Raw genomic sequence first — 19,089 nt, forward strand, 5'->3', positions numbered from 1 at the left:
GGTTCTATAACTGATTATCTTGTTTCCAGAAATTCCACTTCTTTTTTTGCTGTTTCATCATCCGGATATTTTTCCAGATATTCATTCAGTTTTGACTTTGCTTTTTCCCAGTTCTGCATCTTCTCATAGGAAACAATAACATTGTATTCCATTTCCTTTTTCAACTCATCTGAACTTCCGGATGCTGCCAGACCTTTCTCATAATAGGAAAGTGCACTCTTTCCATCATCAAGTTTCAGTGCACAGCCACCCATCAAATTATAAAGTGTGGCATTTTCTTTTGTTCCTGCTTTAACTGCATTTTTAAATGCTTTTAATGCAGCCTTATATTCCTTCTGCTCCCAGCAGGCAATTCCGATTCCACGGTATGCATCTGCTGTATTCTTGTCCTGTTTCACTGCTTCTTTGAAGCTTGCTTCTGCCTGTTTATATTCTTTGGACTCTAACTGGCTGACACCCTCTTTGTAAGGATTGCCGGAACATCCTGCCAGCGCAAGTCCCATACTTGCTGTCAATATCACTGCTGCCAATCTCTTCATTATGATCTGTCTCCTTTTGCTTTCCTACATGTTTATATGCAAATAGTGATTCTCTCTCAAAATATATTCCACAGTCTATGCATAATATTTCACGACATAGACTGCGTTCATAATCGCTGCAAATACAACGCCGACTTCTGCAACGATCGCTTCCCACATTCCAAAGTATCCAACCAGTGCAAGCAGTACAATGATCACTTTCACTGCAATCGCAAAAGCAATATTCTGGTTTACTACCCGGAGTGTTTCTTTGGAAATTTTGATCGCATCTACGATTTTCGGCAATTCATCTTCCAGTAAAATAATATCTGCCGCCTCAATTGCCAGCGCAGAACCTAACGCTCCCATCGCGATTCCGATATCTGCACGTGCCAGTACCGGGGCATCATTTACACCGTCTCCGACACAGACCAATTTCTCCATATCATCCTGGATCGTCAGGAAATCTTCCAGCTGCTCTAATTTGTCTGAAGGCATCAGATCTGTATATGCATAATCCATCTTCAGTTCTTTTGCCACCGCATATCCTGCGCTCCTTGTATCACCAGTCAGCATAACAAGCACAGCTTTACACTTATCTTTCAGATATTTCATCGTCCACTTCGCACGATATTTAATCGCATCTTCAATGATGATCGCACCCATATATTCTGTTCCCACGCTGACATAGACAACCGTTCCTGTACTATCAAATTCATCTACTTCAATATCATATTTTTCCATCAGCCGGAAGTTTCCGACATGGATTCGCTTTCCATCATAATCTCCGGAAAGACCATATCCCGGAATCTGCTTAATATTGGATACGAGATCTTTGTCAATCTCGCCATCATAGGCATTCAGGAGTGACTGTGCGATCGGATGATTGGAATAGCTTTCCACATGCGCCGCAATCTTTAAAAGTTCCTCTTCTGTTCCCTGCTCTGCGTAAATCTCCTGAACCGAAAATTCTCCTTCTGTCAGTGTTCCTGTCTTATCAAATACAAATGTATCTGCCTTGGAAAGGTCTTCCAGATAGTTGGCTCCTTTGATTACGATTCCCTGTCTTGCCGCCGATGCAATTCCTCCTAAGAACGCGATTGGAATCGACATTACAAGTGCTGTCGGGCATGCCACGATCAGGAAAATAAGTCCTCTGTAAATCCATATATTCCAGTTATGATAAGAAAATGTAAGCGGCGGATAGATCATAACAAAGAGTGCTAACAGCACCATTGCCGGTGTGTATATTCTTGAAAATCTGGAAACAAAACTTTCGCTCTCGGATTCCTTATTCTGTGCTTCCTCTACCAGTTCCATGATCTGTGCGACTGTCGAATCACGATATACTTTCAGAACCTTTGCCTCTACTGCACCGCTTAAGTTAATACATCCACTGTAGATCTTATTTCCTTCAGAAACTCTTCTTGGCATAGACTCACCGGTAACCGCTTTCATGTCAAGAAGCGTAGATCCAGCTTCTACTATTCCATCAACCGGCACACGTTCTCCCGGCTTGATCACAATGATATCTCCAACCTGAAGATCGATCGGATCGATCTGTTCTTCTCCGCCATCTGTCTTACGGATCGCAAATGCCGGACGAATATCAATCATCTCTTCAATGGATCGTTTGGCATTGTCTGTGGAATATGCTTCAAAAATAACTCCCAGCTCAAAAAGGATCATGACAAGTACACCTTCTGTATATCTTCCAATACCGAAAGCTCCGATCGTCGCAACCGTCGTCAGCGTATATTCTGTTAAAAATTTCAGTTCCAGAATCCTGTCTCGAAGTTTTTTAAATACATCAAAACCAACGATCAGATATGCGATCAGAAACCAGACGAATTTAATCTCATCTTCTATCGTAAAATTCGATGTCACAATAACAGCCGCCAGATAAATAACAACGCCGACTCCATATATCATACTTTGTTTTTTTAATTGCTCTGTCATATCATTTTCCCTTTTCTTTTTCCACTAAAAAGCCTGTAAAAACTACTCCATAATATGTTCCATTCCTTGGCTGATAATATTCTGAATATGCCCATCCGCAAGTGAATAATAAACTGTTTTTCCTTCTCTTCTGTTCTTCACCAGCTTCATCTGCTTTAATACACGAAGCTGATGTGAAATCGCCGACTGCGTCATCCCCAGCATCTCTGCCAGGTCACACACACACATCTCTGATCGGAGCAGCACGCATAAGATCTTGATTCTTGTTGCATCTCCGAATACTTTATAAAAATCCGCCAGTTCATTCAGCAATTCTTCCGCCGGCATCTTCTCTTTTACTGCCTCTATAATCTGGTTGTGTACGCATGTAACGTCACAGCATTCTACTTCTGTCTTCTTCATGGTCTGTCCTCCCATCGATTCAAGAGATCCATAACCTATGAAAATATGAACCATCTCTCATCTGATATATTATGCCAAAACAAAACCGGCATTTCAACTGTTTGCAGCAAAATACACGGAAAATTAAGAAAATTGTAACGATTTATATTCGTAAGAAGGCTCTCACTGCCGCTAACAGCAGTGAGAGCCTTCTTCTCTTCTAGCATCAACATTCTCCTATCACTTCTTCCGCCTACTCAATCTGCCAGTCAATTGGCTCGATCCCATGTTCCTTCAGGAAATCATTCGTCTGGCTGAACGGCTTGCTCCCGAAGAATCCACGATATGCCGACAGCGGACTCGGATGCGGTGCCTTTAAGATCAGGTGCTTCGGATTATCAAGCATTCTGGCTTTCCGCTGTGCCGGAGCGCCCCATAAAATAAATACAATCGGACGATCCTGACTGTTAAGCGCCATGATCGCCGCATCGGTAAATTCTTCCCAGCCGATCCCGCGATGGGAATTTGCCTGATGTGCGCGCACAGTCAGTACTGTATTCAGCATAAGTACGCCTTGCTCTGCCCACTTCGTAAGGCATCCGTGATTTGGAATTGTGCATCCAAGATCATCGTGCAGTTCTTTATAAATATTCACCAGTGACGGTGGTACTTCCACACCTTTTTTCACCGAAAAGCAAAGTCCATGTGCCTGTCCGTTGTTATGATACGGATCCTGCCCAAGAATTACAACCTTTACCTTACTGAGCGGTGTCAGATGAAATGCATTGAAAATATCATCTGCCGGCGGAAAGATAAGCCTCGTCCGATATTCTTCATTCACTTTATTAAATAATTCTTTATAATAAGGTTTCTTAAATTCCCCTTTTAACGCATCTAACCAGTCATTGTTAATCGCAGACATACTCTTTTCCTTCTTTTCTCTTACTGCTATATGGCAGTTTCATTTCTTATGTATTTTCCTATATATTATTCAATATCATCTGTCCGGCTCCTGTGCCTACAAACGCACGGATACGCCTTTCTCTCGCAGATACTGTTTTACTTCTTTGATCTCCAGTTCTTTATAATGGAACAATGAAGCCGCCAGTGCTGCATCTGCCTTTCCATCCGTCAGTGCTTCATAGAAATGTTCCAGCGTTCCGGCTCCACCGGATGCGATTACCGGAATATTTACCGCTTCCGCAATGGCTCTTGTAAGTGCCAGATCATATCCCGCTTTTGTTCCGTCGCAATCCATGCTTGTCAACAGGATTTCTCCTGCTCCAAGGCTTTCTACCTTGCGTGCCCATTCCAGCGCATCAATGCCGACATCTATACGTCCGCCATTTTTGTATATATTCCAGCCACTTCCATCTGCCCGCTTCTTTGCATCAATTGCAACAACTACACACTGACTTCCGAACTTGTCTGCCGCTTCAGAAATGAGATTCGGTGTATTGATTGCCGAAGAATTGATGGAAATCTTGTCTGCTCCCTCGCGCAGAAGTGCCTTAAAATCGTCCACGGTACGGATTCCACCACCAACTGTAAATGGAATAAATACATTCTCAGCGACTTTTCGCACCATATCTATGACCGTTCCACGATTATCGGAAGATGCCGTAATATCCAGAAATACCAGTTCATCTGCTCCAGCCTGATCATACGCTTTCGCAATCTCAACCGGATCTCCGGCATCTTTCAAATCTACAAAATTCACACCTTTTACTACCCGACCGTTATTTACATCCAGACATGGAATAATTCTCTTTGTATGCATCTAAACTACCTCCGCTTATAATTCCACAAAATTTTTCAGAATCTGAAGTCCGATATCACTGCTCTTCTCCGGATGGAACTGACATGCAAATACATTGCCTTTTTCCACCGATGCATGAATATGTGTGCTGTATTCGGTTGTTGCAGTTACAATATCTTCCTCAGCCGCCTTCAGGTAATAAGAATGTACAAAATATACATATGGATGTTCCGGAAGATTTTTGAACAGTCTTCCATCATTCTGAAAATCCAGGGAATTCCAACCCATATGCGGTATCTTAAGTCCCGGGTGATCCGGAATTCTTAAAATCTCACCTTTCAAAATGCCAAGTCCTTCCACTCCAGGTGTCTCATCACTTCGTTCAAACAAGAGCTGCAAGCCAAGACAGATTCCGAGAAACGGCGTTCCTCTCTCCACTACTTCATGGATCACCGACTCCAGTCCGTACTGATGAATCTTTCCCATTGCATCACCAAAGGCTCCCACACCCGGAAGAATAACTTTGTCTGCTGTAAGAATCCGTTCTTTATCTCTTGTAATGCAGACATCCTGTCCCAGACGGATCATTGCCTTCTCTACACTTTTAATATTACCGGCATCATAATCAATAATTGCTATCATATGTTTTTACTCCTAATCAGTACGTTTTACCATTTTATCACTTTGCCACGTTAAAATAATAGCACATCCCTTATAGCTTGTCGATATGAAACTTTCCTACTTCCGATCCAGTGTAAACCAGAATTCCACGCCATTTTCATAATTCTTCACACCATACTCCTGATGGAAGGATTCCATGATCGCTTTTACAATAGAAAGACCGATTCCATTACCACCATACTCTCTTGTATGCGCCTTATCCACTTTATAAAATTTATCCCAGATATGGTTAAGATCTTCTTCCGGGATCGGCGATCCTGTGTTAAACACTGTTACTTTCGCTCTGCTTTCCTCCATATAAATCTTTACTTCCACAATCTTCTCTCCGTTCAGATGGTGGAAAGCATTGCTCATATAATTACGAATTACCTGTTCTACTTTGAATTCATCTGCCCATACATAGACCGGTTCATCTCGCCGGAAGTTCACCGTAGCATTACCCTGCTGTGCCATGATATCCATACTCTGGATCACGCCTCTGATTACTGCTGTCAAATCAAAACGTTCAAAAGTAATATCCTCATCGCCAAATTCCAGCTGGTTAAGCGTCAGCAGATTACGAACCATATTATTCATCTTGCTAGCTTCGTCAATAATCACATCACAGTAAAAATCCATGCTTTCCGGATCGCTGGTCACGCCGTCCTTCAATCCTTCGGCATATCCCTGTATCAACGCCAGCGGCGTCTTTAATTCATGGGATACATTTCCCAGAAAATCATTACGCATCTGTTCCAGTTTTTCTTTCTGTTCAATGTCTTTCTGCAAATTATTATTAGCACTCTTTAAGTCCGAAATCGAGCGTTCCAGTTTCCACGACATCTGGTTGAAATTCTCGCCCAGTTCCGCGATCTCACTCGGTCCTCCTCCGGTATACTTCGCTTCAAAATCCTGATTTGCCATCTTCTCTGATAATGTAGCCAGTTCTCTTACAGGCGCCGTCAGACGCTTTGAGAAAAACCATACAAGAATTGCGCAGATAATAAGCGCAGCAGCTCCGATGTAAAGGAGAAACCGATTCGATAGCTGTACGCTTTCTTTGATACTCTCCAATGGACTCCGGATCAGGAAAGTCTCACCGTCTGAGAATGTTCCCCACATTTCAATATACTCGGTCTGCGTCCACGGCTCTTTTGTCTGCCGGATCTGATAATTCTTTTTCTTTAAAAGAACTTTGCCATTTTTCTGTGCCTGATTAAGAAGGTATCCCATCAGCTGCTTCCGGAGCAGATCTTTATCATGTACATTCGTTATAATACTCACATCATCCGAATCGGAATTCCTGTTATCCAACACCAGAAATGATATATTATTCTTTTCTGCCATTTTCTGAATACGGTTAGATACCGTATTGTCTGTAATGTTGTCTTTTTTTATCGCCGTACGAAGTTCCTTGTACATTTTGATAAATTCAGTCTGCTTATTTCTTACATAATAAGGTTCCAGGAAACGTACATTTGTGATCCACATTGCGCCAATCATACAAACGATCATGCATATAAATACAGCAATCATCTGCCTTTTAATCGACTGTTTTTTCATCTATTCCACCTCGAATTTGTAGCCCATACCCCAGATGGTTTTGATATAATTGCCTTTGTCGCCTAATTTATTCCGAAGTTTCTTTACATGCGTATCAATCGTTCTTGCATCTCCGAAATAATCATAATTCCACACATTGTTCAGGATTTTCTCTCTGGACAACGCAATTCCCTGATTTTCTACAAAATAAGTAAGTAATTCAAATTCTTTGAAACTCAGGTCGATCTCTTTGCCATCGATCTTGACCATATGTGCCGATTTGTCAATCTCAATTCCGCCTGCATCCATTACAGAAGAAGCATCTATGCCATGTGTTCTGCGAAGTACCGCTTCTACACGGGCAACGAGGATCTTCGGGCTGAACGGTTTGGAAATATATTCATCAATCCCGAGATCAAATCCCTGCAGTTCATCCCGCTCTTCCGATCTTGCTGTCAGCATAATAATCGGCACTTTGGAACTCTGTCTTACTTCCCGGCATACCTGCCATCCATCCATCTTCGGCATCATCACATCCAGAATAATCAGAGCAATCTCTTTCTCTTCATAGAAAATCTCCATCGCTTCCATTCCGTCTCCGGCTTCAAGTACTTCAAATCCTTCTCTTTCAAGAAAGTCTTTTACAAGCTTCCTCATCCTGCTCTCATCATCTACTACCAGTATTTTGATCTTATCCATCAAAAACCCTCCTTCTTTGTATCTTATACTACCAAAAAAGTTTGTCTGTTCTGTGAATTAATCTTCCTGTATTCCAAGGATCTCCGCAAGTACTTCAATAATGATCTCATTCGTGCAGGACTTGATATATCCCATCATATGAAGAGAAATCTCATCCTGTTTCTGTGCCTCTGAAAGAGAATCATCATGCTTCGTCTGATCGATAAGCTGGATGAGCTGCGGTGTCAGATCTTCGTAAGTATCCAGCGTCTTCTGTGTTACCATTTTCCGTAAATCTTCTTTTTTTACCGGTACCATTCGTGTTCCTCCCTTTCGTGCACTATACGCGAAGATTCCGCACTTTGAAATCTCTCTGCGCTTCTCTCTTCTGGTCTTTCTTCGCAATATCCTGTCGTTTGTCGTACAGTTTCTTACCTTTGGCAAGACCGATTTCTACTTTTACAAGACTGCCTTTGAAATAAACTTTGAGCGGCACGATCGCCATTCCTTTTTCTTTTGTCTTACCGATCAGTTTATTGATCTCTGATTTGTGCATCAGAAGTTTCCGTACACGAAGCGGATCTTTATTAAAAATATTTCCCTTCTCATATGGACTGATATGCATGCCGTAAATAAACACTTCTCCGTTTTCAATACGGATAAAGGATTCTTTGATACTGCATTTTCCCATACGCAGGGACTTTACTTCTGTTCCATGAAGCGCAATTCCTGTTTCAAAATTCTCTAATATAAAATAATCATGGTATGCTTTTTTATTATTGGCAATCATCTTGCCATTTGCCTTAGCCATCCTGTTTTTCCCCTTCCCTTGCAAATTTGAAATCGATTGTCCGTAAGAATCTGTCTGTATCCAGTACACAGATTCTCACACGCTGTCCAAGCTTATAAGTCTTTCCTGTATGCATGCCGACCATCTCATGCCGTTCTTCATAATACTCATAATGATCGTCTGTCATGTTTACGACATGTACCAATCCCTCTATCGTATTCTCCAGTTCTACATATACGCCCCACTTCGTAATACCGGAAACCACGCCATCAAAGTATTCACCGCTATGTTTTTCCATGTATTCCGTCTTTTTCAGCTTGACCGTCTCACGCTCTGCCTCTTCTGCTCTTCTCTCCATCTCACTAGACTGTTTTGTCACTTCTTCAAGGATTGCTTCATAATGCGCACGTTTTTCCGGTGTCATCCTGCCTCTTAAATTATCCTTGATGATCCTATGGATCTGAAGATCCGGATATCTCCTTATCGGTGACGTGAAATGGGTATAATAGGAAGCTGCTAGCCCGAAATGTCCGGCATTTTCCGGTGTATATTTTGCCTGTTTCATAGACCTTAATGCCAGACGGCTGATCATTGGCTCTTCCGGTGTGCCTTCAACTTTGCCAAGCAATTTTTGTATTTCTTTTGGTCGAATTTCATTTACGCCAAGATGCATGGAATATCCAAAATTATTGATAAACAGCGCAAGTGCCTGCATCTTTTCCTCATCCGGTGCTTCGTGCACACGGTATACAAATGGCAGCTCCTGCCAGTAATAGTCTTCTGCCACTGTTTCATTTGCCAGCAGCATGAAATCCTCAATCAGCTTCGTAGCCACATTTCTCTCATATGCACGAATCTCAACCGGTCTGCCTTTTTCATCCAGAATTACTTTTGCTTCCGGAAAATCAAAATCAATCGCTCCACGCTGTTTTCTGTGTGCTCTTAAGATTCCCGATAACGTTTCCATCTGTCTGAACATCGGGACCAGTTCTTCGTATTTTCTGCACTCTTCCTCGTCCTCTTCTGTCAGGATCTTATTTACACTGGTATAACTCATTCTCCGGTCTACATGGATCACCGTCTCAGTGATTTCGTGATCAATCACAACACCCTTCGGGCTGACTGTCATAATACAGCTCAGTGCCAGTCTGTCTTCTCCTGCATTCAGCGAACAGATCCCATTGGACAATGTCTGTGGAAGCATCGGTATCACACGGTCTGCCAGATATACACTTGTTCCACGCTTCAAGGCTTCTCGATCCAGTGCACTGTTCTCCTGCACATAATTTGTCACATCTGCAATGTGAACGCCGAGAATATAATTCTCTCCTTCTTTTACAAGCGAAACTGCATCATCCAAATCTTTCGCATCTTCTCCGTCAATGGTAACCATCTGCCAGTTTCTTAAGTCCTTGCGCCCCACGCGGTCTGCCTCACTGACCGGCTTAGCCACGCGCTCTGCCTGGTTCAGCACTTTCTCCGGAAATTCTGTCGGCAGATTGTAGCCTTTGGCGATCGACAAAATATCTGTTCCCGGCTCATTTGCATAGCCAAGAACTTCTGTAATCTCTCCTTCCGGTTTATGTCTGTCATCCCCGTAGGAAGTAAGCTTCACGACAACCTTCTGTCCATCCAATGCACTTTTATCCTTTTCCGCCGGTACAAATATATCCTTTAATATCTTCAAATTATCCGGAAGCACAAATCCATAGCTTTTTCCTTTACGCTTATGATAAAGCCCTACGACGGTCTTAAGCTCATGCTCCAGAACTTTTGTGATCTTGCCTTCCTTACTTCGCCCCTGTGGAGAACGGATAATCGTAAACTCAACCACATCGCCGTCCAGCGCACCACCTGCATTCTCCTCAGCGATAAACGTATCGTCCGGATCGTCTTCTACTACAACAAAGCCGAAGCCACGCTGATTAGCACGGTATCTTCCTCTCAGTTTCTTCGCCTCTCCTTTGCAGTATTTCCCACGCTTGGAAAGATATATTTTTCCTTCTTCTTCCAGCTCTTCCAGAATCATACGAAGAGCATCTCTGTCCTCTTTTGCAACTTGCAGAAGGACTGCAAGTTCTTTAAATTTCATAGGTGTATACAAATCGTCACAGATCAGATCGTGCACAACCTTTTTTCTTTTTTCAAATGTTTTATCCACGTCTTACAAATCCTCCATAAATCCATTTAATATTAGAAAAAAGGCACTCCCATACAGGAGTGCCCTACCCATTCATTCTCATCATCTGCAATCTACGCAAATACTTTTAAATTCAACACTGCTGCCAGCACAATAAAAAGAATCGCAAGTATCTTCGTACCTCTTACAAGTGCTCCTTCCATAGAACGTCCCTTGTTCTGTCCCCAGTATGTGTCTGTTGACATACCTCCGATAGAACCAAGTCCCTGTGTCTTACCTTCCTGCATCAACACGATAGCTGATAATGCGATACAATCTATTGCAAATATAATCATTAAAATCGTTTTTAAAATATCCATCCCTTTACACCTCCTGCGGATAAACCATGTATATTTTATCATAGAGGCGGTAGATTCGCAAGCTTTATTTTCTGGTTTTCCTGTGATTAATTCCGCGTTTTTGTAGGATACTGTGCAATCTCTCCCAGCCGTTCCTCAATCCGCAGTAACTGGTTATATTTTTCTACCCGCTCCATTCTGCACGGTGCTCCGGTTTTAATCTGTCCTGCCTGAAATGCAACCGCAATATCTGCGATCATCGTATCCGCAGTTTCTCCTGATCGGTGTGATATGATTGTCTGATATCCGGCGCGCTTTGCCAGTTCAATCGCATCAAACGCTTCTGTTAGCGTCCCGATCTGATTTACTTTGATCAGAATCGCATTTGCAACTTTTTTCCTGATTCCTTTTTTCAGCCTCTTCGTATTTGTCACAAACAAGTCGTCCCCCACAAGCTGTGTATGAAGCCCAAGCCTTGTCGTAATCAGTTCCCAGCCATCCCAATCTTCTTCGTCCAGTGGATCTTCCAGCGATACAATCGGAAAACGTTCCAGAAGCTCTTCGTAATAATCAATGAGTTCCTCAGATGACCGGACGCAAGGTTTCCCCTGCATCTTTCCTTCTCCTTCAAATACATACTTCTGAAAAGTAGAATCATACAGTTCGCTCGCTGCCACATCCAGTGCAAACGTAATATGCTGTCCCGGTTCATATCCGGCACGCCGCACTGCTTTTTCCATCCATTCCAACACGGTCCCGGCATCCGGAAGATTCGGTGCAAACCCGCCTTCGTCACCGACCGCAGTGCTTAATCCTTCTTCTTTCAGGATCTTTTTCAGCATCTGATACACTTCCGCACACATCCTTAATCCTTCCTTATATGTCTCTGCTCCAGATGGTACGATCATAAATTCCTGGATATCGATCGTATTGTCGGCATGTTTTCCTCCATTCATAATATTCATCATCGGAACCGGAAGCATCTTCACATTTACACCGCCCAGATATGAATACAGCGGTATGCCAAGTGAATTTGCAGCCGCTCTTGCAACTGCCATGGATACTCCAAGCATTGCATTGGCTCCCAGATTGGATTTATCTTTCGTTCCGTCCAGTTTTTTCAGCATCTCATCGACTGCTGCCTGATCAAAAACATTCATCCCAATCACCGCCGGTGCAATTCTGGAATTTACATGGTCTACTGCCAGCTCCACTCCCATACCGCCGTATCGTTCTTTTGTATGTTTTATTCCCGGTTTCTTTTCCAGGTTCTTCTCCCTTTGCCTGCCATCCCTTAGTTCCACGACCTCATAACGCCCGGTCGATGCACCGGACGGCACAGACGCCCTGCCACAAAATTCATCCGCCGCAAGCACTTCTACTTCTACAGTCGGATTACCTCTGGAGTCCAGGATTTCTCTTGCGTACAAATCCGTGATCGGTAAATATTTGTACATGTTTTTTCCTCCTTACAGAGGATATTATGCACCGGTTTTACGTTTCTGATACACCCGGACGTGCATGAACTTTCCGTCGCACAAAATAAAAACAGATGACCTGAAGCACAATCGTTATCATCCATGATACCGGATAAGAAATAAATAAAATATCCAGTGAACGGTGGTTCGGGAAGATTCCAAAGATCCATACAATTCTCGTACCTACTGTTCCTATGATTGACAGGATCATCGGCACAGATGAATATCCCATACCACGAAGAGCTCCCGGAAGGAGATCCATGATGCCACACAGAAAATAAGTAAGTGTCGTATAAGTCAGAACTTCCATTCCACAACTGATAACCCGCGGATTCGTTGTATATATTTTCAGTACCTCCGGTCCGAAGAAATACATTCCACCGCCAAGAATCAGCATAACTGCAACCGATAAGATTATACAGTCAAACAGTACCCGATCCATTCTCTTCCATTTACCGACTCCGTAATTCTGGCTTGTAAAACTCATACATGCCTGTGTGATCGAGTTCGTTGACACATACAGGAATCCAAACAAATTGTTGGCTGCTGTATACCCTGCCATTGCAATTGAACCAAAAGAGTTTACCGAAGATTGTAATAATGCGTTGGAAAAATTAATAACTGTGCTCTGGATTCCCGCCGGCAGTCCTACCTGGAAAATCTGCTGCACATAGCAGCCACGGATCTTAAGATCTCTGAAACGTAACTGATAACTTGCCTGTGACCGTTGCAGACAGCGAAGCACAAGCGCACAGGAAATTCCCTGCGCAGTAACAGTTGCGATTGCCACTCCGGCAACGCCCAGATGAAAAGCAATAACGAGAAAAAGATTCAGACACGCATTGACAACACCTGATACGATCAGGAACAACAATGGCCGCTTTGTATCTCCGACTGCACGAAGGATCGCCGCACCATAGTTATACAGCATAAAAAATGGCATCCCGGCAAAATAAATCCGCATATATAAAGTGGACTGACCGATAACATCATCCGGTGTTCCCATAAGTTCCAACGCACCTCTGGCAAAAAAGATACCGACAAACAGCATTACTACACCGCTTATAAGCGCCAGCATAATCGCTGTATGTACCGTTTCCGACATTTCTTTATCTTTTTGTGCTGCATAGAATCTTGCTGCGAGCACATTTGCCCCAAGTGATATTCCGATAAATAAATTCGTAAAAATATTAATAAGTGCTGTTGTTGAACCGACAGCTGCCAGTGCCTGACTTCCGCTGAATCTTCCAACCACAATAATATCTACCGCATTAAACAAAAGCTGTAAGATTCCGGACAAAATTAACGGCACAGAAAAAGAAATCAATTTGTCCATAATGGTTCCATTGCACATATCAATTTCATATTTATTCTTTTTCAATTGATTCACCTCTCCTTTAGATTTTCAATTACTCATACCGCAATAAGTATAACACTTCTGTTTTACTTCTGTAAACCAGCATCACTTGTTCACACTTTAACCGGCCAGCACATGATCCAGCGGTGTATCTTCCCGAGGTGAAAATCATCTTTTTTTAAACACGTAACATTCCGGCAACACATTCCAGCAGAGTCAGAGACAGCATAACATTGATGATACGGAAATTACCGGAAAGCAGAGTTCCTTCTCCACTTCTTTGATCGCACTGGAAAGGCTGGGTTGTGAAATATGCAATTCCCGCGCGGCTTCACTGATCGAGCCTTTCTCTGCCACTGTAAGAATATATTTTAAATGTTGTAATGTCATATTATCCTTCCCTGCAGATTCCTACCACGCCAAATGCTCCCGGACCTCCGTGACAGGTGATCACACCCCCGGTACGCACCCATGTGATTTTCTTCACACCACACTCTTTTGCGGCATTTTCTGCAATTTCTTTTGTATGTTCATCCATTCCCGGAGACCAGATCAGATACAATTCACTAAGATCCAGTTTCTGTTCTTTGATATATTCCGGGATTACTTTTACTGCAATCTTCTTCATTTTGCCACGATGCTTCTTCGTTGCCTGCAAATATCCATCCAGGATCTCAATCTGTGGATGCAGTTTTAACAACTCTCCTGCAATTGCCGCACCATTGCTGACTCTTCCGCCTGCTCTTAAGAATTTCAATGTATCAGGTATAAAACACATATGTACACTTGCTGAAATCTTCTCCGCCGCTTCTTTCGCCTCAGAAAGTGTCCACTCCGGATGCGCCTTAATTGCTTTTGCGGTTTCAACCACCACCATATACTGACCTGCTGCCACATGTTTTGTATCCACACAGGCAATTCTTTCAATATCATCTGTATCAATTGCAATCTGGGCGCTCTGGTAAGAACAGGTTGTCACTGCTGAATATGCCAGATATAAAAGCTCACACTCCGGATCTTCCTCTCTGATTTCTGCGATTACACGCCGGAAATCTTCCGGTACGCTTCCACTTGTCCGTGGCAACTCACCGGTCTTCTCATAATACGCATAGATTTCTTCTGCCGGAAATGTTCCGTCATCCTTCGTATCTTTTCCAAAGGAGACGTGCATCGGCACTAATTTTATCCCATATTCTTTCGCCACTTCTTCTGTTATATCCGAACCCGTCTCGGCTAAAATCACAATCTTGCTCATTCTAAATAATTTCCCTTCATCTTTATCACGTAGTTTTTATTACTACATTTAATTGTATCTCATACATATCTGTGATACAATTTACAAAAGACGTGAAAGTGTAAGAAAGGAGCCTTCTCATGACACGAAAATTATTTTCCAGAAAATATACAAAGCGGACACGTTTTACCCGACAGTGTATCGGAGAAGCGATTATTGCTCTTGTTTACAAAAAAGACTTTGATTCCATTACCATCTCCGACATTGTAAAAACTGCCGGCGTATCCCGCATGACTTTTTACCACTATTTCAAAGATAAAACCGAAGCTCTCGGCAACTATCTGCAGGAAGTCATTGACGGTTATCAGGAAGTCTGCCCGAAAGACATTACCCTTGTCATGCTTCGCCGTGAGACATCGATCCGTCAGGCACTGCATTATTTTGATCAGTACACTTCTCTGTTTCTGACATTGGAAAAAGCCGGTTTGTACTCCCTTATGATTAATGCCATCAATGACTATATGCGTATTTATGTCGCTCCTTATTACTCCGGTTCTATCTATGAACTGTATTTTTACGCAGGTGCACTTTTAAATACATTCATCGAATGGGAAAAAGGAAAAAAGAAAGAACCTGTCGATGAAATCGTACAGATTCTTCTTTCTTTGACTACTGATTAAGGATACAGCGCGCTACCCACAGACCATTCGCAGATGCCTGCTGCAGTCCTCTTGTAATGGAAGCACCGTCTCCCATCGCACGTAATCCTTTGATGCTGGTCTCAAAATCCTGTCCAACTACAACTTTATTGGAATAGAACTTCACTTCCACGCCATACAGCAATGTCTCATCCGACGCAATACCCGGTGTTACTTTATCAAGTGCCTGGATCATCTCGTCAATCGCAACCATGATTCTGTGTGGAAATACCAGTGACAGGTCTCCCGGCACTGCATCTTTCAGTGTCGGCGTAATATTGTTACGGTGAAGACGCTCTTCTGTTGTTCTTCTTCCCCTGCGGAAATCTCCGTATCTCTGTAACAGGATCTTACCGTCACTTAACATATTGCCAAGCTGTGCGATATGTTTACCATATTCGATTGGTGATTTAAACGGCTCTGTAAAATTCTTGGATACAAGAAGTGCAAAGTTCGTATTCTTTGTCTTCATATCTTTTGATTTATAAGCATGTCCGTTTACAACGGCAAGCCCGTCATCATAATATTCTGTCGCAACTTCTCCTGACGGATTCGTACAGAATACACGCACTTTATCATCAAAGGTTGGTGTATAGTATACAAGCTTTGCTTCATACAGTTTCTCATTAAGTTCCTTCATGATCTCATCACGCACTTCCACACGAACACCGACATCTACTGTACCATTCTTGGTATCGATGCCATGTTCCTTACAGATATGTGAAAACCACTCAGAACCTTCACGACCGATTCCGGCTACAATTTCCGGTGCATAGAACACCTCTCCCTGCTCCGTGAGCACGCCTTTTGCAACGCCATCTTCTACCAGAATATTCTTCACCATTGTCATAAATTTTATCTCAACACCGCTCTTTATCAGATGTTCCTGCAGTCTTGTATAAATCTTATAACCTTCTTCCGTTCCCAGATGACGGATCGGACATTCGATCAGCTTCAGATTCGCACGGATTGCTTTAGTACGAATTGCTTCGATTGCCTCATAGTCTTCAATGCCGTATACCTTCTTATCTGCTCCGAATTTCAGATAAATATCATCTGCCTCATGAATCAGTTCTTCTGCTTTCTCATATCCTAAAATCTCCGGCAGTGTACCGCCGACATCCGGTGACAGCGATAATTTTCCATCGGAAAATGCTCCTGCTCCTGCAAATCCGGTTGTGATGGAACACGGCTGACATCCCACGCAGACTTTCGTCTTACGCTTCGGACACTGTCGCTTTTCTATAGATCTTCCTTTTTCCAGCATAAGGACTTTCAGATCCGGTTTCTGCCGCGTCAGTTCATAGGCGCAGAAAATTCCTGACGGACCTGCTCCTATAATAATTACATCATATTGATTATTCAATCATTTTCACCTTCCTGGTTTTATATTCGTGCAACACTCCTGTGGCACAGAACAAGCCGGTGAGAGCTCCCCGGCTGTTCTGGTAATGGATCTAGTGATGGAACAGACGAATGCCTGTAAACGACATTACCATATCATACTTGTTACATGTATCGATCACATTGTCGTCACGTACAGAACCACCCGGCTGTGCAATGTATTTTACACCGCTCTTGTGGGCACGTTCAATATTATCCCCAAATGGGAAGAAGGCATCCGAACCAAGTGATACATCTGTCAGCTTATCCAGCCATTCTCTCTTCGCTTCTCTTGTAAATACTTCCGGTTTTTCTTTGAAAATATTCTCCCATGCCCCGTCAGCAAGTACATCCATATAATCTTCACCAATGTAAAGATCGATCGCATTATCTCTGTCTGCACGGCGGATTCCATCTACAAACGGAAGATTCATTACCTGCGGAGACTGTCTTAACCACCAGTTATCTGCTTTCTGACCTGCCAGACGTGTGCAGTGGATACGTGACTGCTGTCCTGCTCCGATACCAATTGCCTGTCCGTCTTTGACAAAGCATACGGAATTTGACTGTGTATATTTCAGAGTGATCATAGAGATCGCAAGATCGATCTTTGCCTGCTCTGTCAGTTCTTTATTCTCAGTCACAATCTTAGCAAAGAAATCATCATCAATCTTTAATTCATTTCGTCCCTGCTCAAAAGTAATTCCAAATACTTCTTTGTGCTCCATCGGATCCGGTACATAATCCGGATCAATCTGGATAACATTGTAATTGCCTTTTTTCTTTGCTTTTAAAATCTCCAGTGCTTCCGGCTCATAGCCCGGTGCGATCACACCGTCTGACACTTCTCTCTTGATCAGCTTTGCAGTATCTACATCGCACACATCAGACAGCGAAATAAAATCACCGAAGGAAGACATACGGTCTGCTCCTCTTGCTCTTGCATAAGCACTTGCTAGCGGAGACAACTCTCCAAGATCATCTACCCAGTAAATCTTAGCCAGTGTATCGCTCAGCGGAAGACCTACGGCAGCGCCTGCCGGTGATACATGTTTAAAAGAAGTTGCTGCCGGAAGTCCGGTTGCTTTCTTAAGCTCACTTACAAGCTGCCATCCATTAAACGCATCCAGGAAATTAATATATCCCGGACGTCCGTTTAACACTTGGATCGGCAGATCTTTTCCATTCTTCATATAGATCTTAGATGGTTTCTGATTCGGGTTACAACCATACTTTAATTCTAATTCTTTCATGTTTACACTCCTGACTTTTCATATGTGATTTCTATATTCTCTATATTCTGTTCTTACTGGTTCTTGTTGACAATTCTTGTCTCATACTCTCCTGTTTCGATATCAATATAACGTACAAATAAAGATACTTTATTGTCTTCATTCAGGCTGCTCCACAGAAGCTCTGTAAATGCATCGATTCCATCCGGGATCTGAACAAGCTTCGGCTCTCCCTCAAAGCTTGGCAGTGGATTGGCATCATGCTGGTATGTATGAATGAAATGTCCTTCTCCTGCTGCCGGATTCTCATATGCAAATGTATAGCGGTTACATCCGGAAGGATCACCATTATTACTCTTAAGAATAGACATGGCATAGTTGTATTTTCCATTCTCAATATGCATAATACCGGAAATACGTGGTGTATAGTTCGGTCCGTCCGGTTCAAATTCACGGCTTCTCAATGACTGTTCGAATGTCATCTGCTTATCCATACCTTCATAGATCGTATCGGTCTGATCTCCGTTTGTAACGATCGTCTTATTCCCCAGTACACGAACCGGTGCATAGATGATCAGGCTCGGATCTGTCAGTTTCGCCGGATCAAATGCCTGCGTACGGATTCCCTGTCCGTCTTCTACAAACACACGGTTCCGGCTGTTCTCACTTCTTCCCATAATAAAATAGGCAGTTACAGCTTTACTTCCGTCTGCACTTCTGCCTATAACGATACCTCTTCCTGGATAGGAATTTTCTTTCAGTTCTTTTTCAATTGCTAACATTTCCATAAGAATACGTCTCCTTCTTCTGATTGGTTTTAAGCTGTGCATTCATTATATAAGAAATCTGGAATTGATACAAGTGTCAACAACCGAACTCTTTCTTTTGTTTGCTCTGAAAAACATTAATTTTGTTAAGATTATATTACAATTTTATTACATT

General features: G+C 42.7%; 19 protein-coding genes and 1 pseudogene. 1 reads left to right on the plus strand and 19 read right to left on the minus strand.

The annotated features are described in order from the left end of the window. Positions 1-14 precede the first annotated feature (14 nt). From H8S07_RS12675 to H8S07_RS12750, 16 genes and pseudogenes are all read right to left on the minus strand, one after another. On the minus strand, positions 15-539 hold the full coding sequence (locus H8S07_RS12675) for a tetratricopeptide repeat protein (RefSeq protein ID WP_117538400.1): 525 nt from the start codon (positions 537-539) through the stop codon (positions 15-17). A 75-nt stretch (positions 540-614) separates the two neighbouring features. Then, positions 615-2,477, minus strand: coding sequence for a heavy metal translocating P-type ATPase (locus tag H8S07_RS12680; protein WP_021861324.1), 1,863 nt, complete (start codon positions 2,475-2,477; stop codon positions 615-617). A 42-nt stretch (positions 2,478-2,519) separates the two neighbouring features. Beyond that, a complete protein-coding gene (locus tag H8S07_RS12685; protein WP_021861323.1) occupies positions 2,520-2,879 on the minus strand; it encodes an ArsR/SmtB family transcription factor in 360 nt (119 codons plus the stop codon). A gap of 232 nt (positions 2,880-3,111) precedes the next feature. Beyond that, complete coding sequence (locus H8S07_RS12690; protein ID WP_021861322.1) at positions 3,112-3,780, minus strand: uracil-DNA glycosylase; 669 nt, start codon at positions 3,778-3,780, stop codon at positions 3,112-3,114. 96 nt (positions 3,781-3,876) lie between these two features. Then, positions 3,877-4,638: an imidazole glycerol phosphate synthase subunit HisF gene (gene hisF / locus H8S07_RS12695; RefSeq protein WP_186856145.1), complete on the minus strand. Its 762-nt coding sequence runs from the start codon at positions 4,636-4,638 to the stop codon at positions 3,877-3,879. Positions 4,639-4,653: 15 nt separating this feature from the next. Then, entirely contained in the window at positions 4,654-5,259 is a 606-nt protein-coding gene (gene hisH, locus H8S07_RS12700; RefSeq protein WP_186856146.1) for an imidazole glycerol phosphate synthase subunit HisH, read from the minus strand. Between the two features lie 96 nt (positions 5,260-5,355). Next, a complete protein-coding gene (locus tag H8S07_RS12705) occupies positions 5,356-6,840 on the minus strand; it encodes a sensor histidine kinase (RefSeq protein WP_021861319.1) in 1,485 nt (494 codons plus the stop codon). Beyond that, entirely contained in the window at positions 6,841-7,518 is a 678-nt protein-coding gene (locus tag H8S07_RS12710; RefSeq protein WP_117538396.1) for a response regulator transcription factor, read from the minus strand. 57 nt (positions 7,519-7,575) lie between these two features. Further along, positions 7,576-7,815, minus strand: coding sequence for a hypothetical protein (locus H8S07_RS12715; protein ID WP_186856147.1), 240 nt, complete (start codon positions 7,813-7,815; stop codon positions 7,576-7,578). Positions 7,816-7,837: 22 nt separating this feature from the next. Next, positions 7,838-8,308: an SsrA-binding protein SmpB gene (gene smpB / locus H8S07_RS12720; protein ID WP_021861316.1), complete on the minus strand. Its 471-nt coding sequence runs from the start codon at positions 8,306-8,308 to the stop codon at positions 7,838-7,840. Further along, a complete protein-coding gene (rnr, locus tag H8S07_RS12725) occupies positions 8,301-10,448 on the minus strand; it encodes a ribonuclease R (RefSeq protein WP_186856148.1) in 2,148 nt (715 codons plus the stop codon). The genes smpB and rnr overlap by 8 nt, the downstream gene beginning before the upstream one ends. A gap of 92 nt (positions 10,449-10,540) precedes the next feature. Further along, a complete protein-coding gene (gene secG / locus H8S07_RS12730; RefSeq protein WP_021861314.1) occupies positions 10,541-10,786 on the minus strand; it encodes a preprotein translocase subunit SecG in 246 nt (81 codons plus the stop codon). Positions 10,787-10,872: 86 nt separating this feature from the next. Then, a complete protein-coding gene (gene eno / locus H8S07_RS12735; protein WP_118288777.1) occupies positions 10,873-12,222 on the minus strand; it encodes a phosphopyruvate hydratase in 1,350 nt (449 codons plus the stop codon). 37 nt (positions 12,223-12,259) lie between these two features. Then, on the minus strand, positions 12,260-13,597 hold the full coding sequence (locus H8S07_RS12740; RefSeq protein WP_118288799.1) for an MATE family efflux transporter: 1,338 nt from the start codon (positions 13,595-13,597) through the stop codon (positions 12,260-12,262). 267 nt (positions 13,598-13,864) lie between these two features. Further along, positions 13,865-13,990 (minus strand): annotated as a pseudogene (locus H8S07_RS12745) (LysR family transcriptional regulator); the annotation flags it as partial. A 1-nt stretch (position 13,991) separates the two neighbouring features. Then, positions 13,992-14,855 (minus strand): DegV family protein, encoded by an 864-nt coding sequence (locus H8S07_RS12750; protein ID WP_021861311.1) that lies wholly within the window; start codon positions 14,853-14,855, stop codon positions 13,992-13,994. Between the two features lie 119 nt (positions 14,856-14,974). Between H8S07_RS12750 and H8S07_RS12755 the strand changes: the two genes are divergently transcribed. Continuing rightward, on the plus strand, positions 14,975-15,514 hold the full coding sequence (locus H8S07_RS12755; protein WP_021861310.1) for a TetR/AcrR family transcriptional regulator: 540 nt from the start codon (positions 14,975-14,977) through the stop codon (positions 15,512-15,514). On the opposite strand, the gene H8S07_RS12760 is transcribed toward H8S07_RS12755, so the two are convergent. The 3 genes from H8S07_RS12760 to H8S07_RS12770 form a co-directional block, all read right to left on the minus strand. Beyond that, positions 15,504-16,898: an NAD(P)/FAD-dependent oxidoreductase gene (locus H8S07_RS12760; RefSeq protein ID WP_117538390.1), complete on the minus strand. Its 1,395-nt coding sequence runs from the start codon at positions 16,896-16,898 to the stop codon at positions 15,504-15,506. The two genes, H8S07_RS12755 and H8S07_RS12760, sit on opposite strands and share 11 nt — an antisense overlap. Before the next feature lie 91 nt (positions 16,899-16,989). Beyond that, a complete protein-coding gene (locus tag H8S07_RS12765) occupies positions 16,990-18,168 on the minus strand; it encodes a phosphoribosylaminoimidazolecarboxamide formyltransferase (RefSeq protein ID WP_021861308.1) in 1,179 nt (392 codons plus the stop codon). Between the two features lie 53 nt (positions 18,169-18,221). Next, complete coding sequence (locus H8S07_RS12770) at positions 18,222-18,935, minus strand: IMP cyclohydrolase (protein WP_021861307.1); 714 nt, start codon at positions 18,933-18,935, stop codon at positions 18,222-18,224. Between the last annotated feature and the right edge of the window lie 154 nt (positions 18,936-19,089).

Source organism: Dorea hominis, from assembly GCF_014287705.1.
Classification (GTDB): domain Bacteria; phylum Bacillota; class Clostridia; order Lachnospirales; family Lachnospiraceae; genus Dorea_D; species Dorea_D hominis.

Excerpts from the sequence above, each read along its gene's own strand:
- H8S07_RS12675 (WP_117538400.1), bottom strand. The coding sequence starts at position 539 with ATGAAGAGATTGGCAGCAGTGATATTGACAGCAAGTATGGGACTTGCG.
- H8S07_RS12680 (WP_021861324.1), bottom strand. The coding sequence starts at position 2,477 with ATGACAGAGCAATTAAAAAAACAAAGTATGATATATGGAGTCGGCGTT.
- H8S07_RS12685 (WP_021861323.1), bottom strand. The coding sequence starts at position 2,879 with ATGAAGAAGACAGAAGTAGAATGCTGTGACGTTACATGCGTACACAAC.
- H8S07_RS12690 (WP_021861322.1), bottom strand. The coding sequence starts at position 3,780 with ATGTCTGCGATTAACAATGACTGGTTAGATGCGTTAAAAGGGGAATTT.
- hisF (WP_186856145.1), bottom strand. The coding sequence starts at position 4,638 with ATGCATACAAAGAGAATTATTCCATGTCTGGATGTAAATAACGGTCGG.
- hisH (WP_186856146.1), bottom strand. The coding sequence starts at position 5,259 with ATGATAGCAATTATTGATTATGATGCCGGTAATATTAAAAGTGTAGAG.
- H8S07_RS12705 (WP_021861319.1), bottom strand. The coding sequence starts at position 6,840 with ATGAAAAAACAGTCGATTAAAAGGCAGATGATTGCTGTATTTATATGC.
- H8S07_RS12710 (WP_117538396.1), bottom strand. The coding sequence starts at position 7,518 with ATGGATAAGATCAAAATACTGGTAGTAGATGATGAGAGCAGGATGAGG.
- H8S07_RS12715 (WP_186856147.1), bottom strand. The coding sequence starts at position 7,815 with ATGGTACCGGTAAAAAAAGAAGATTTACGGAAAATGGTAACACAGAAG.
- smpB (WP_021861316.1), bottom strand. The coding sequence starts at position 8,308 with ATGGCTAAGGCAAATGGCAAGATGATTGCCAATAATAAAAAAGCATAC.
- secG (WP_021861314.1), bottom strand. The coding sequence starts at position 10,786 with ATGGATATTTTAAAAACGATTTTAATGATTATATTTGCAATAGATTGT.
- eno (WP_118288777.1), bottom strand. The coding sequence starts at position 12,222 with ATGTACAAATATTTACCGATCACGGATTTGTACGCAAGAGAAATCCTG.
- H8S07_RS12740 (WP_118288799.1), bottom strand. The coding sequence starts at position 13,597 with ATGTGCAATGGAACCATTATGGACAAATTGATTTCTTTTTCTGTGCCG.
- H8S07_RS12750 (WP_021861311.1), bottom strand. The coding sequence starts at position 14,855 with ATGAGCAAGATTGTGATTTTAGCCGAGACGGGTTCGGATATAACAGAA.
- H8S07_RS12755 (WP_021861310.1), top strand. The coding sequence starts at position 14,975 with ATGACACGAAAATTATTTTCCAGAAAATATACAAAGCGGACACGTTTT.
- H8S07_RS12765 (WP_021861308.1), bottom strand. The coding sequence starts at position 18,168 with ATGAAAGAATTAGAATTAAAGTATGGTTGTAACCCGAATCAGAAACCA.
- H8S07_RS12770 (WP_021861307.1), bottom strand. The coding sequence starts at position 18,935 with ATGGAAATGTTAGCAATTGAAAAAGAACTGAAAGAAAATTCCTATCCA.